Source organism: Microbacterium sp. SMR1 (assembly GCF_003289625.1).
Taxonomy (GTDB): Bacteria; Actinomycetota; Actinomycetes; order Actinomycetales; family Microbacteriaceae; genus Microbacterium; species Microbacterium plantarum.
Genome location: NZ_QMBN01000001.1, coordinates 695,040 through 708,528 on the forward strand (window position 1 = coordinate 695,040; position 13,489 = coordinate 708,528).

Here is a 13,489-nt window from a genome sequence, read left to right on the forward strand (position 1 = left end):
TCAGGCATCGAGGCCGGGCTCGGCGAGTCCGTGCGCGATCAGCACGGCGTGCACGCGATCTCGCGCGGGCAGCTTCGTCAGGATGCGGCCGACGTGCGTCTTGACCGTGGACTCGCTGAGGAAGAGCTCACCGGCGATCTCCAGATTCGTCAGTCCTCGCGCCATGGCAGCCAGCACATCCGCCTCCCGCGCCGTCAGAACGGCCGGGGTGACGGGCTGCGGAGCGGGCAGCCCGGTCGCGGTCACGAGCTCGATCATGCGACGGGTGATCCGCGGAGCGAGCGTCGCCTCGCCTGCCGCGACAGCGCGGACGGCAGCGACGAGCTCATCGCGTCGCGCATCCTTCAGGAGAAAGCCGCCGGCGCCGGCGCGAAGCGCCCCGAACGCATACTCGTCGAGGTCGAACGTCGTGAGCACCAGCACAGCGACGGTCGGATGCTCGCTCCGGATGCGAGCGGTGGCTTCGATGCCGTCGACCACCGGCATGCGCACATCCATCAATACGACGTCGGGCGACGACTCGGAGACGGCGCGGAGGGCGGCCGCGCCATCGGCTGCCTCACCGACGACCTCGATGCCGTCAGCGGCGTCCAGCACCATCCGGAAGCCGAGGCGGATGAGCTGCTGGTCGTCGACGATCAGCACGCGGATCGGCGAAGCGGGATCAGCGGTCATGATTCTCCTGTTCGAGGGGGATGACGGCGTGCACGCGCCACCCACGGGCCGATCCCGGTCCCGCGGTCACCGCTCCGCCCGCCAGGACCACGCGCTCTCGGAGGCCACGCAGGCCGTACCCCGATGGCGACGTCGTCGAGGAAGCGACCGGCTCGCCGTCGTCGACGATATCGACCTCGACTGCGTGAGGACGGTAACCCACCCGCACGTCGATCCGTTCGGCACCGCGTGCGTGGCGCATCGCGTTCGTGACGCCTTCCTGCACGATGCGCGAGATCGCGAGTTGCACGGCGCTGCTGAGCTCCGGTCTGTCGCCCGAGATGGTCAGAGTCGCGTCGAACCCGGCGGCGCGCGCGGAATCGACCGTGTCCGCGGTCGTGTCGCGTGCCAGCGGGGCGAGCGGAGCGGCGTCGTCCTCGCGGAGGATGCCGAGGGTCGCGCGCATGTCGCTGAGGGCTTCGCGCCCCGTCGATGCGATGGCGGTGGCGCCGGGACGGGCGCGGTCGATGTCGCTCGATGCGGCGACGCCCTCGGCCAGGGCCACCATCACCGTCAGCGAGTGAGCGACGATGTCGTGCAGCTCCCGGGCGATCCGGTCGCGTTCCGATGCCGCGGCGAGGCGCGCCTGCTGATCGCGTTCGACGACGAGCTGGCGCGACCGGTCGATGAGAGCGGCGACGTAACGGTGCCGGTTGCCGACATTCGTGCCGATGAGGGCCCCGATGAGCGCGCTCAGGCCCTCGCCGACCAGCGCGTTCCAGGCGATCATCGGGCCGATCATTCCCGTGAACGCGAGGCCGGCCACCAACGCGGCGATGGTGCCGAACGCGACGGCCACACCGATCAGGCAGGCCCGAGCACTCCGATGGACGGCGAGGGTGTACGCCGCGATGCCGAGCATCGGCCCACCGGTCGGCGCAGGGGCAAGAAGGTAAGCCAGCGCGACCGCCACGGCTCCGACGAACACGAGCGTCGGGTAGCGCCTGCGCACGAGGAGCGAGGCGCACCCGAGCACGACAACGACCATGACGATAGGAGCCGTGGTGGCCCAGAGCCGGCCGACACCGACCGCGTCGTCGATGCGATCGGTGAAGCTCGTCGCCGGGACGAGCGAGAAGGTCAGGCAGATGAGCGCGGTGAGGATGTCGGCGAAGACCGGGTGCCGCCCCCAGAACCGCCGGAGGAATCCGGGCGGACGCGGAAGCCGCAGCTCATCGTCGGGCGACGATGAGCCACGGCTTCCGGGAGACACTCCTCGTACCCTACGCGTCGGTCGCGCGGAGGATCGCCCAGCCGCCGAGCAGCGTCGCGGTCGGCCACGCGAGCAGCGTGATGAGGCCCGTGACGAAGTCGTCGGAACCGGGCGAGGTCACCGTCTGCGCTGCGCTCGCGGGCAGGTACTGGCCCAGGTCGACGATCCACGCCCACGATTCCCCACCGAAGGCGAACAGGCTCAGGACGATCGGCATGACGAACAGGATGCCGACGGTCGCGGCGATGGCACCTGCGCCGTTGCGGATGATGAAGCCCCATCCGAGTCCGAGCAGGGCGAACGTGGCCATCGCCAGAACACCGAGGACGAGGGGGAGCACCGAGGATTCCGCGTCCGCCCAGTCGATGGCACGGTCGCCGAAGATCGGCGCGGAGGCGACGACCGAAACGATCGTGGTGACGACCGTCGTGGCGGCGAGCAGCAGTGCGACCACGACCGCCTTCGCGACGAGCACGGCACCGCGTCGTGGCTCGGCGGTCAGGGTCGATCGGATCATGCCGGTCGAGTATTCGCCGGTGATCGCCATGGCACCGAGGATGCCCGCCACCAGCATCGTGAACTGCATCGGAGCGACGATCGCACCGACCGGGTTGAAGTCGCCGCCGAAATCCTGCGAAGCCCACGCCATGAGCAGCGAGATGCCGATCGCCAGGACGGCCGTGACTCCCAGCGACCACCAGGTGGAGCGCAACGAGAGCAGCTTGATGGTCTCGCTGCGGACAAGGCGACCGAACGACAGTCGCGCGTTCGACGGCGTGGCGCGCGCCGGCGCGGGGGTCTGCACGGTGGTGGTGGCGGTCATCGCACCGCTCCCTTCGTCTGGTATTCGACCGACCCCTCGGTGAGAGCGAGGTAGGCGTCTTCGAGCGATCCCACGCGCGGTGTGAGCTCGTGAAGCGGGATGCCGTGCGCGGCTGCGGTGTCGCCGATCGCGGCGGCGCTCAGGCCGGCGACCTGCAGGAGTCCCGGCTCGCCCGTCGTCACCGCGACGTCGGGGCCGGCGATGAGGCGGGTGAGCTCGTCGGCCCGCGGGGTGCGGACGACGACAGTGTTGCTCGTCCACGAGCGGACCAGATCGTCGATGCCGGCATCAGCCAGCACGCGGCCTCGGCCGAGCACGATCACGTGGTCGGCGGTGAGTGCCATCTCGCTCATGAGGTGGCTCGAGAGCAGTACCGTCCGCCCTTGCGCCGCCTGACCGCGGACGAACTGCCGGACCCAGCGAACGCCCTCGGGGTCGAGACCGTTCACCGGCTCATCGAGGATCAGGGTCTGCGGATCGCCGAGGAGCGCGGCTGCGATGCCCAGGCGCTGCCCCATGCCGAGCGAGAACTTGCCGGCGCGCTTGCCCGCTACCGAGCCGAGGCCGGTGATCTCGATCACCTCATCGACGCGGGAGCGGGGGATGCCGTGGGTCGCCGCCATCGCGCGCAGGTGGTTGCGCGCGCTGCGGCCGGTGTGGACGGCCTTCGCGTCGAGGAGGATGCCGACCTCGGTGAGCGGTGACCGCAGCGAGCGGTAGTCGCGGCCGTCGATGGTGACGCGCCCGGACGACGGCCGGTCGAGGCCGACGATCATCCGCATCGTGGTGGATTTGCCGGCGCCGTTGGGACCCAGGAAGCCGGTCACCTTGCCCGACTGCACGGTGAAGCTCACCCCGTCGACTGCCGTCTTGTCTCCGTACCTCTTCGTGAGGCCTTCTGCAACGATCATGCGCCCCACGCTATCGACGGGCGCATCCCGCTGTCGTCCGCCGGGAGTGCCGAGATCGCTGATGGGCGTCGTACCGGAGTACGACGCCCATCAGCATTGCGGATGACGTCAGTCCTGCGCGTCGCGCTCCTGCACAGCGAGCGCCCGCTCGACGCCCGCGAGGTTCTCGGCGACAAGTCGGCGGAGTGCAGCCGGAGCCTCTGTGTTCTCCGAGAGCCACGCGCGGGTCGCATCGCGCAGCTCGGCGTTGGCGAGAGCAGCCGGGTACAGGCCGACGATGAGGTACTGGGCAATCTGGTAGGTGCGCGACTCCCAGATCGGCAGCAGCATCCGGAAGTACTCGTCGACGAAGGCGCCGAGGTGCGCCACGCCCGCCGGGTGGGTGAAGCCGGCAGCCGCCGAACGTACGACGGTGTTGGGCAGATCGTCGTTCTCGATGAGCGATGCCCACGCGGCCTTCTTCGCGTCGGCCGTCGGGAGCGCCGCCCGGGCCTGCGCCGCGAATTCGCCGCCCTTCGCGGTGTTGTCGGCTGCCAGCGCGGCGTCGATGTCCGCCGCCGACACGGCGCCCGACGCAGCGAGGGAGACGAGGAGCGCCCAGGAGAGGTCGGCGTCGATCTCCAGCCCCGGGAGGACGGTGTCGCCCGATCGCAGGGCGCGGACGACGTCGGCGTGGGCGTCGGTCGATGCGGCCGACGCGAAGGCGGTCACGAACTGCAGCTGGCTGTCGCTGCCCGCCTCGGCCTGCTGAGCGAGTTCCCACAGCCCGTCGGCGACGCGGGCACGCGCGGCATCCCGGGTCTGCGGATCGACGTACGAGTTCGCTGCGAGCTGGAGCTGTCCGAGCGTCGTGCGCACCGTGGTGGACTCGGTCTCGGTGCCGATGTTGCGGAGCACCAGGTCGATGTAATCGGTCGCTGATGCCTCGGCGTCGCGGGTCTGGTCCCACGCGGCGCCCCAGACGAGGGACCGCGCGAGCGGGTCGCTGATCTTCGCGAGGTGCTCGACCGCCGTACGGAGCGAGCGCTCGTCGAGGCGGATCTTGGCGTACGCGAGGTCGTCGTCGTTCAGGAGGACCAGGTCGGGCTGCGCGCGACCCTTCAGCTCCGGCACCTCCGTCAGATCGCCGTCCACGTCGAGCTCGACGTGGTGCGTGCGCACGAGCGTGCCGCCCTGAAGGGAGTAGAAGCCGACGCCGAGGCGGTGCGGACGGATGGTCGGGTAGTCGGCGGGTGCCGTCTGGACGATGGCGAAGCGGGTGATGATCCCGTCGGCATCCGTGACGATCTCCGGTTCGAGCGTGTTCACGCCGGCCGTCTCGAGCCACTTCTTCGACCAGGTCTCGAGCTCGCGACCGCTCGTGGCCTCGAGCTCGACGAGAAGATCGGACAGCTCCGTGTTGCCCCACGCGTGCTTCTGGAAGTACGCCGAGACGCCGGCGAAGAACGCTTCGACGCCGACCCACGCGGCGAGCTGCTTGAGCACCGAGCCGCCCTTGGCGTACGTGATGCCGTCGAAGTTGACCTGGACATCCTCGAGGTCGTTGATGCGGGCGACGACCGGGTGCGTCGACGGAAGCTGATCCTGGCGGTAGGCCCAGGTCTTCTCCATCGCATTGAAGGTCGTCCAGGCCTCGGTCCACTCGGTCGCCTCGGCCGTCGCGATCGTCGACGCCCATTCGGCGAACGACTCGTTGAGCCAGAGGTCGTTCCACCACTTCATCGTGACGAGGTCGCCGAACCACATGTGGGCGAGCTCGTGAAGGATGGTCACGACCCGACGTTCCTTCACCGCGTCGGTGACCTTGGAACGGAAGACGTAGGTCTCGGTGAAGGTCACGGCGCCCGCGTTCTCCATGGCGCCGGCGTTGAACTCCGGCACGAAGAGCTGGTCGTACTTCGCGAAGGGGTAGGGGACGCCGAACTTCTCCTCGAAGTAGGCGAAGCCCTGACGTGTCTTCTCGAAGACGTAGTCGGCGTCGAGGTACTGCCACAGGCTCTTGCGCGCGTAGACGCCGAGGGGGATCACGCGCCCGTCGGCGCTCGTGAGCTCGGAGAAGACCTGCTCATACGGGCCCGCGACGAGAGCGGTGATGTACGAGGAGATCCGGGGAGTCGGCTCGAAGGCCCACGTGGACGTCCCGCCGTCGCCGGGCACGGGCTCGGGTGTGGGGGAGTTGGAGACGACCTTCCACTCGGCGGGGGCCGTGATCGTGAAGCGGAACTCTGCCTTGAGGTCGGGCTGCTCGAACACCGCGAAGACACGACGCGAATCGGGAACCTCGAACTGCGAGTACAGGTAGACCTCGCCGTCGACGGGGTCGACGAAGCGGTGCAGGCCCTCGCCGGTGTTCGTGTAGAGGCAGTCCGCATCGACGATGAGCTCGTTCTGCGCCGCGAGACCGTCGAGTGCGATGCGGGAATCGCTGAATGCCGAGGGGTCGATCGCCCGGCCGTTGAGGGTGATCTCCCGGACATCGCGGGCGATCAGATCGACGAAGGTCGAGGCGCCCTCGGCGGCGGCGAAACGGATGACCGTGCGCGAGCGGAAGATCTCCGCGCCGACGGTCAGATCGAGGGCGATGTCGTAGCTCTGCGTGTCGACGATCGCGCGGCGCTCCTGCGCCTCGATGCGGGTGAGGTTCTCTCCAGGCACGTGCGTTCTGCTCCCAGGGTCGGGGTGAGGATTCGGGGCCGCGCGCTGCTGGCGCCGACGGCAACCGTGCCAGCCTACGCTTTCGGGGCTCGCACGTTCATAGGATGGTGCCATGCGCATCCATATCGCGACCGACCACGCCGGTCTCGAGTTCTCTACTCAGCTCCAGCACCACCTCGCCGAAGCGGGTCACGATGTCGTCGACCACGGCCCGATCGAGTACGACCCGGTAGACGACTACCCCGCGTTCTGCATCCGTGCGGCGGAGGCCGTCGTCCGGGATCAGCAGGCGGGCGTCGAGGCGCTCGGCGTCGTCTTCGGCGGGTCCGGCAACGGCGAGCAGATGGCGGCGAACAAGGTGCATGGTGCACGCGCAGCGCTCGTCTGGAACATCCCGACGGCCGAGCTCGCGCGGGAGCACAACGACGCCAATGTCATCGCCATCGGCGCGCGCCAGCACACGTTCGACGAGGCGGTCACCTTCATCGACCGCTTCATCGCGACGCCCTTCAGCGGGGAGGAGCGCCACGCGCGACGTATCGCCCAGCTCGCCGCCTACGAAGCCGACGGCAGCCTGCTGCCCGACCCGCGCGCGGTCGACGGCGGCACCACGTCGCCGCTGCCCGCAACCGACTCGTTCGATCCGGAAGCGGGCTGATGCCCGAGGGCCATTCCGTCCACCGGATCGCCCGCCAGTTCGAGCGCAACGTCGTCGGCCGCGTCGTCGCCGCGTCGAGCCCGCAAGGGCGGTTCGTCGAGGGCGCGGCGGTGCTCGACGGTCGCGAGGCGATCGAGGCGCGGGCGGTCGGCAAGCAGATGTTCCTCGCGTTCGAGGACGACGTCTGGTTGCGCGTCCACCTCGGGATGTATGGCGCGTGGGATTTCGCCGGCGAGATCGTCGTCGACCCCACGATCGCGTCCGCGAACGGGCGGATGGGCCACACGAATCAGCGCGGCACCGAGATCGCGCCGATCTACGACGCCGCCGGAGAGAACTCCCTCAGCTCGATCGGTGCGCCGCGACGAGCCCGCGGACGAGTCCGCATGAGCGAACAGACCACGGGGCTCGGTGACGACGGTGCTGCCGAGGACGGGGGATGGCCGCCGCCCGTCGTCGGTCAGGTGCGCCTGCGCCTGCTCACCGACGTGACCTGTGCCGACCTTCGCGGACCGACGGCCTGTCAGCTGCGGACACCGGAAGAGGTTCAGGCGACGATCGCGAAGCTCGGGCCCGATCCGCTCGTGGATGACGTGACGGAGGGCGAGGAGCGATTCGCCGCGACCGTCCGCCGCAAGCCGACGGCGATCGGTCTGCTTCTCATGGACCAGAGCGTGGTCAGCGGAATCGGCAACGTCTTTCGCGCGGAGATGCTGTTCCGCGCACGCCTGAACCCGCACACGCCGGGCCGCGACGTGCCGGAGGAGACCGTCCGAGAGCTCTGGCGCGACTGGGTACGTCTCCTCGCGATCGGCGTCGAGACGGGGCAGATGATGACGATGGACGATCTCGATCCCGAGGCATGGCGCCGGGCGATGGCCCATCGTGACGACCGGCACTGGGTGTATCACCGGGCGGGCCTGCCCTGCCGCGTGTGCGGAACGTCGATCGTCCTCGAGGAGATGGCGTCACGCAAGTTGTACTGGTGCCCGAACTGCCAGAGGTGAGCGCGTGAGAAAGAACCCCAGCTTCGCGATGACGGATGTCGTCGAGCTGCGCCGTGTGATTGACGAGAACCCGTGGGTCACGATCGTCAGTGCAGGCACCGACGGACTCGTCGCGTCGCACTACGCCGTGCTCCTCGACGACGAACGCGACGACCTCACGATCGTCGGGCACGTCGGGCGCCCGGATGACGCGATCCACGGCCTCGGTAGCGGCGAGATGCTCGTCGTGGTCCAGGGGCCGCACGGGTACGTGTCGCCTCAGTGGTACGGCGACGTGCCCGCCGTCCCCACATGGAACTACGTCTCGGTTCATCTCTCCGGCGTGCCCGAGATCCTCGCGCCGGAAGAGAACCTGCGTGTGCTCGAGCGCCTCGTCGACCGGTTCGAGTCGGGCCTGGGTGCGGCACGGGGCATGTGGGCCGCGCCGAACGATGAGGACTTCGTCCGGCGTCTCGAGCGGGGGACCGTCGGATTCCGTCTCTCACCGGCCCGAGTCGAGGCTAAACGCAAGCTCAGCCAGAATCGGCCGGATGCCGTGGTCGACACCATCATCGCCGAGCTCGAGCAGACCGCCACACCGTATGCCGACCCCCGGCTGGCGACGGAGATGCGCCGGGCTCACGAGGCGATGCGCGCCGCCCGCGAGGATCGGTCGTGAACCTCGCAGCGCCGGGCGAGACAGTGGACATCATCGCGGACGTCCGACTGACCGGCCCGGGGCGCACGGATCCGTTCGGTGCCGATCTGGTCGACGTGCACGTCGCGGGTGATGTCGTGGTCGACATCGCGCCTGCGGGCGCCCTCCCGCGACGCGGGGTCGTTCTCGACGGTGGTGGGGGCTGGCTGATCCCCGGACTCTGGGACCACCACGTTCACACCGTGCAGTGGGCCTTGGCGGCGCGCCGCGTCGACCTCGAGGGCATCGTGAGCGCTGCCGAGGCGGCGGCGGTCATGGGTCGAGCGGGACTGGATCTCGACGGTCGCCGCGTCGGCTCGGGTTTCCGCGACGCGCTCTGGCCTGATCGGCCCTCGCTCGCACTGCTCGACGCGACCACGGGCGACGCGCCCACCTATCTGATCAACTCCGATGTCCACAGCGTCTGGCTCAACAGCGCCGCGCTCCGGCGTGAGGGGATGTCGGCGGCCGACGGGGTGCTGCGCGAGGAGCCCGCGTTCGAGATCTCCCGCCGCCTGAACGCCCTCGACACGGCGGTCGCGGATGCCGCGGTGATCGAGGCGATGTCTGCGGCATCCGCCCGCGGCGTGGTCGGCATCGTCGACCTGGACATGGCATGGAACGCGGAGGCCTGGGATCGCAGGCTGGCTCGCGGATACGACGCGGTGCGCGTGTCGTTCGGTGTCTACGCCAGCATGCTGGATCGAGCGATTTCAGCGGGACTGCAGACCGGCGACGCGATAGATCCGGCGGGGCTCGTGCGGATGGGGCCATTCAAGGTCATCACCGACGGCTCACTCGGCACCCGGACGGCGGCGTGCTCGCACCACTATCCGAACGCCGAGCACGACTTCGGAGTCATGACCGTGCCGCCTGCCGAGCTCGTCGAGCTGATGCGGCGCGCGGCGGGGGCCGGCATCTCCTGCGCGGTGCACGCGATCGGCGACGTCGCGAACTCGCACGCCCTCGACGCCTTCGCGATGACGGGAGCCACCGGGACCATCGAGCACGCTCAGCTCGTCGCTCACGCCGACATCCCGCGGTTCGCCCGCCTCGGCATCGGCGCGAGTGTGCAGCCCTCGCATGCCGTCGATGATCGCGACATGGCGGAGGAGTTCTGGGCGGGGCAGACGGCCGTCGGCTACCCGATGCGGGAGCTCGTCGACGCCGGAGCCAACCTGCTGCTCGGTTCGGACGCGCCGGTGGCCCGTCTCGATCCCTGGACCACGATGTCGGATGCGGTGTTCCGTACGCGTGACGAGCGCGAGCCCTGGCGTCCGCATCAGCGAATCCCGGCTGCGGTCGCCCTCGCAGCCTCAACGGCGGGTGGGTCGCAGACCGGCTCGGCGATCGCGCCGGGGGACATCGCGGATCTGGCCATCGTCGACCGTGACCCTCTCGCCGCCGACACGCCCGGCGCTCTGCGCGGAACCGGCGTGACGGCGACCCTCCTCGGCGGCCGGATCACGCACATCGGTTGAATTGCGTCTTCCGGGGCACACGTCCCGGGAAGGCGAAACGGGACGGTGATCGGTGGGGAAGCGTCCAGCTGCCCTCATCGCGATCACCGCCCCGTTCGGCGCTGAGGATTACTCGGCGAGGTGTGCGAGGAGGAACCAGCGATCCTTGTCGACGCCGCGCTTGATCTCGATCGCGACGTCCTGGCTCGTGAGGTCGACCTCGTCGAGACCGTCGATGGCGTTCTGAAGGTCGACGAGCGCCCCGTCGATATCGGAGACGATGGCCTTGATCTCGTCCTGCCACTGCGCGAACCCGGCGGGCACGGCGGTGCTGGTCTTCTCGGCCATGGTCGAGACGCGCGAGTCGACGGGCAGGCCGAGGGCGACGATGCGCTCAGCGGCGGTGTCGGCGTAGTCCTGGGCGTGGGCGACCACCGTGTCGAGCAACTCGTGGATCGCGATGAAATTCGAGCCGCGGACGTTCCAGTGCGCCTGCTTGCCGTTGACGACGAGCGCCTGCATCTTGTGCACGACCGGGGTGAGGAACTGCGCGGCAGCGGCGGCGACCTCGGGGTCGGCGGTGAGGGCGGGAGTGGTGATGTTGGTGTCGGTCATGTCTGCGCTCCTTCTGGCAGGTCGTGGCCTGCATCTGCCCAAACGCTACTCACGCCGGAACATTCCGCAAGCAAGAGAAGGCTGGGCTCACCAGGGGTAACGTGAGGCCATGCCCGTCGCCTCGTCCGCATCCCTCGTGTCTCTCGGAGAGTCTCGGCCCCGCCTGCATCCGACGGTGTTCGTCGCGGACGGGGCGCGACTGGTCGGTGACGTGGTCATCGGCGAGATGTCGAGCGTCTGGTACAACGCGGTGATCCGCGGTGATCGGTCGCGCATCGTGATCGGAGATCGCAGCAACGTCCAGGACGGCGTCGTGATCCACGTCGACGCGGGGTCGCCCGCGAAGATCGGCGACGACGTCTCGATCGGCCACAACGCCGTCGTCCACGGGTGCACGGTGGAGGACGGCTGCCTCATCGGGATGAACAGCACGATCCTCAGCGGTGCGGTGATCGGGGCCGGATCTCTCGTCGCCGGGGGAGCGGTCGTGCTCGAGGGAACCGTGGTCCCCGCCGGTTCCCTCGTCGCCGGGGTGCCGGCGAAGGTCCGCCGGGCGCTCACGGAGGACGAACGGGGCGGGCTTCACGGGAACGCCGCGACATACCTGCAGCTGGCCACCGATCACGGCGCCCGTTGCGCTGAATGAAGAGCTCCTCCGCGTACGAAGACGAGGAGGAGCATTGGAGGGGCTGACGAGAATCGAACTCGCATCATCTGTTTGGAAGACAGAGGCTTTACCACTAAGCTACAGCCCCGCATCCGACCTGGATCGGATGTGGATCGCCGTCACGCTGAGAACCATGTCCAGCGCTGGCAACTCGAACAGTCTAGCGGACTCCGTCGGCTAGACTGACCACGGCCGTTTTCCGACGCACGTGTGCTGCGCGCCCGGGGCGTAGCTCAGCTTGGTAGAGCGCCCGCTTTGGGAGCGGGAGGCCGCAGGTTCAAATCCTGTCGCCCCGACAACGGCCCCACGAACCCAGACCACCGAACGGACGCGCATGTGCGCGGCCGGATAAAGGAGAACGACAGGCATGGTCACCAGCACCGTCGAGACGCTCAGCCCCACGCGGGTGAAGCTCCACATCACGGTCAGCCCGGACGAGCTGAAGCCGAGCATCACCCACGCGTACGAGCACATCGCTCAGGACGTGCAGATTCCCGGCTTCCGCAAGGGTAAGGTGCCCGCTCCCATCATCGACCAGCGTGTCGGCCGCGGTGCGGTCATCGAGCACGCGGTCAGCGAGGGCCTCGACGGCTTCTACCGCGAAGCCGTCACCGCGAACGAGCTGCGCGTCCTCGGGCGTCCGTCGGCCGAGGTCGTCGATTGGCCCAGTGACAAGGACTTCTCGGGCGACCTGAAGGTCGAGGTCGAGGTCGACGTGCGTCCCGAGTTCGAGCTTCCCGCCTACGAGGACATCACCATCGAGGTCGAGCCCGTCGCCACCGACGACGCCGCCATCGACGAGGAGCTCGACCGCCTGCGCGGCCGTTTCGGCACGCTCGTCACCGTCGACCGTCCTGCCGTGAAGGGCGACTTCGTCGAGCTGGACCTCGTCGCGACGATCGACGGCAACGAGATCGACCGCGCCGAGGGTGTGTCGTACGAGGTGGGCTCGGGCGAGCTCCTCGAGGGCATCGACGAGGCCATCGAGTCGCTCACTGCTGGTGAGGACACCACGTTCCGTTCCAAGCTCGTCGGCGGCGACCACGCCGGCGAAGAGGCCGAGGTCGCCGTCACGGTCAAGGCTGTCAAGGAGCGCGAGCTCCCCGAGGCCGACGACGACTTCGCGCAGATGGCGAGCGAGTTCGACACCATCGCCGAGCTGCGCGAGAGCCTTGTCGAGCGCGTCTCGCAGCAGAGCCTGTTCACGCAGGGCGCTGCCGCGCGCGAGAAGCTCGTCGACGCGCTCCTCGAGAAGGTCGAGATCCCGGTTCCGGCCGGACTGGTCGAGGACGAGGTTCACGCGCACCTCGAGGGCGAGGGTCGTCTGGAGGATGACGCGCACCGTGCCGAGGTCACCGAGGCGAGCGAGAAGCAGTTCCGCACGCAGATGGTGCTCGACAAGATCGCCGAGACGCACGAGGTCCAGGTCTCGCAGGACGAGCTGACCCAGTACCTGATCCAGGCCTCTGCGCAGTACGGCATGGCCCCGCAGGACTTCGTCAACGCGCTCCAGCAGAACGGCCAGCTTCCGGTGATGGTCGGCGAGGTCGCCCGTAACAAGGCCCTCGCGATCGCCCTGGGCAAGGTCACGGTCGTCGACACCGACGGGAAGTCGGTCGACCTGACCGGCTTCACCACCGTCGAGGGCGAGGAGTCCGCCGCCGACGAGGTCGTCGAGGAGGCGCAGGAGATCGCCGACGAGGCCGCCGACGCCGATGCCGACGCCGCCGAGGCGGAGGAGAAGCCGGCCAAGAAGACGCCGGCCAAGAAGGCGCCCGCTAAGAAGAAGGCGGATGCCGCCGACGACGCTCCCGCCGCCGACGAGAAGGCTCCCGCCAAGAAGGCGCCGGCCAAGAAGGCCCCCGCCAAGAAGAAGGCCGCCGACGAGGCTGCCGCCGAGTGATCTCCTGATCGCGACGGTCGCCCGACCGGCAGAAGGGGCGGATGCTGCGGCATCCGCCCCTTCTGCTCTGCCCGGCAGATGCTCCGCATCAGGGACGGCGGTGACACGGGCTATGCCCACGGCGAACACGGTCAGGCGCATGCGGCGGCGTCGGTAGATTCGACACGTCACGAAACTTCGGATCAGG

12 protein-coding genes and 2 tRNA genes are annotated in these 13,489 nt (G+C 69.1%); 7 read left to right on the top strand and 7 right to left on the bottom strand.

Annotation, left to right across the window (positions count from 1 at the left end; all coding sequences use genetic code 11):
• The 5 genes from DO944_RS03455 to pepN form a co-directional block, all read right to left on the bottom strand.
• The gene (locus DO944_RS03455; protein ID WP_181574131.1) at positions 1-675 is read right to left on the bottom strand and encodes a response regulator transcription factor; all 675 of its coding nucleotides are present in this window, start codon (positions 673-675) and stop codon (positions 1-3) included.
• A complete protein-coding gene (locus DO944_RS03460) occupies positions 665-1,927 on the bottom strand; it encodes a sensor histidine kinase (protein ID WP_258524548.1) in 1,263 nt (420 codons plus the stop codon). Before DO944_RS03460 ends, DO944_RS03455 begins: the two co-directional genes overlap by 11 nt.
• A 10-nt stretch (positions 1,928-1,937) precedes the next feature.
• Positions 1,938-2,750 carry an ABC transporter permease subunit gene (locus tag DO944_RS03465; RefSeq protein WP_112614654.1) on the bottom strand — a complete coding sequence of 271 codons (813 nt, stop codon included), beginning with the start codon at positions 2,748-2,750 and terminating at the stop codon, positions 1,938-1,940.
• Complete coding sequence (locus tag DO944_RS03470) at positions 2,747-3,661, bottom strand: ABC transporter ATP-binding protein (protein WP_112614656.1); 915 nt, start codon at positions 3,659-3,661, stop codon at positions 2,747-2,749. The genes DO944_RS03465 and DO944_RS03470 overlap by 4 nt, the downstream gene beginning before the upstream one ends.
• Before the next feature lie 108 nt (positions 3,662-3,769).
• Positions 3,770-6,316, bottom strand: a complete 2,547-nt coding sequence (gene pepN, locus DO944_RS03475; protein ID WP_112614658.1) for an aminopeptidase N — start codon at positions 6,314-6,316, stop codon at positions 3,770-3,772.
• Positions 6,317-6,428: 112 nt separating this feature from the next.
• On the opposite strand from pepN, the gene DO944_RS03480 reads away from it, so the two are divergent.
• The 4 genes from DO944_RS03480 to DO944_RS03495 are packed head-to-tail and all read left to right on the top strand — an operon-like array spanning position 6,429 to position 10,138.
• Positions 6,429-6,974 (top strand): ribose-5-phosphate isomerase, encoded by a 546-nt coding sequence (locus DO944_RS03480; protein ID WP_112614660.1) that lies wholly within the window; start codon positions 6,429-6,431, stop codon positions 6,972-6,974.
• A complete protein-coding gene (locus DO944_RS03485; RefSeq protein ID WP_112614662.1) occupies positions 6,974-7,981 on the top strand; it encodes an Fpg/Nei family DNA glycosylase in 1,008 nt (335 codons plus the stop codon). Before DO944_RS03480 ends, DO944_RS03485 begins: the two co-directional genes overlap by 1 nt.
• 4 nt (positions 7,982-7,985) lie before the next feature.
• Positions 7,986-8,639, top strand: coding sequence for an FMN-binding negative transcriptional regulator (locus DO944_RS03490; protein ID WP_181574132.1), 654 nt, complete (start codon positions 7,986-7,988; stop codon positions 8,637-8,639).
• A complete protein-coding gene (locus DO944_RS03495) occupies positions 8,636-10,138 on the top strand; it encodes an amidohydrolase (RefSeq protein ID WP_112614666.1) in 1,503 nt (500 codons plus the stop codon). Before DO944_RS03490 ends, DO944_RS03495 begins: the two co-directional genes overlap by 4 nt.
• Positions 10,139-10,246: 108 nt before the next feature.
• Here DO944_RS03495 and DO944_RS03500 read toward each other — a convergent pair whose 3' ends face one another.
• Entirely contained in the window at positions 10,247-10,732 is a 486-nt protein-coding gene (locus DO944_RS03500; protein WP_112614668.1) for a Dps family protein, read from the bottom strand.
• A gap of 109 nt (positions 10,733-10,841) precedes the next feature.
• Here DO944_RS03500 and DO944_RS03505 point away from each other — a divergent pair, with 109 nt between their 5' ends.
• Positions 10,842-11,378, top strand: a complete 537-nt coding sequence (locus DO944_RS03505; protein ID WP_112614670.1) for a gamma carbonic anhydrase family protein — start codon at positions 10,842-10,844, stop codon at positions 11,376-11,378.
• A gap of 35 nt (positions 11,379-11,413) precedes the next feature.
• On the opposite strand, the gene DO944_RS03510 is transcribed toward DO944_RS03505, so the two are convergent.
• Positions 11,414-11,487 (bottom strand) — tRNA-Gly (locus DO944_RS03510).
• 134 nt (positions 11,488-11,621) lie between these two features.
• Between DO944_RS03510 and DO944_RS03515 the strand changes: the two genes are divergently transcribed.
• Positions 11,622-11,695 (top strand) — tRNA-Pro (locus DO944_RS03515).
• A 71-nt stretch (positions 11,696-11,766) separates the two neighbouring features.
• Entirely contained in the window at positions 11,767-13,302 is a 1,536-nt protein-coding gene (tig, locus tag DO944_RS03520) for a trigger factor (RefSeq protein ID WP_112614672.1), read from the top strand.
• Positions 13,303-13,489: the final 187 nt, after the last annotated feature.

Bases quoted from the DNA above. Each gene is read 5' to 3' on its own strand.
- DO944_RS03455 (WP_181574131.1), bottom strand. From the start codon at position 675: ATGACCGCTGATCCCGCTTCGCCGATCCGCGTGCTGATCGTCGACGAC.
- DO944_RS03465 (WP_112614654.1), bottom strand. From the start codon at position 2,750: ATGACCGCCACCACCACCGTGCAGACCCCCGCGCCGGCGCGCGCCACG.
- DO944_RS03470 (WP_112614656.1), bottom strand. From the start codon at position 3,661: ATGATCGTTGCAGAAGGCCTCACGAAGAGGTACGGAGACAAGACGGCA.
- DO944_RS03480 (WP_112614660.1), top strand. From the start codon at position 6,429: ATGCGCATCCATATCGCGACCGACCACGCCGGTCTCGAGTTCTCTACT.
- DO944_RS03485 (WP_112614662.1), top strand. From the start codon at position 6,974: ATGCCCGAGGGCCATTCCGTCCACCGGATCGCCCGCCAGTTCGAGCGC.
- DO944_RS03500 (WP_112614668.1), bottom strand. From the start codon at position 10,732: ATGACCGACACCAACATCACCACTCCCGCCCTCACCGCCGACCCCGAG.
- DO944_RS03505 (WP_112614670.1), top strand. From the start codon at position 10,842: ATGCCCGTCGCCTCGTCCGCATCCCTCGTGTCTCTCGGAGAGTCTCGG.
- tig (WP_112614672.1), top strand. From the start codon at position 11,767: ATGGTCACCAGCACCGTCGAGACGCTCAGCCCCACGCGGGTGAAGCTC.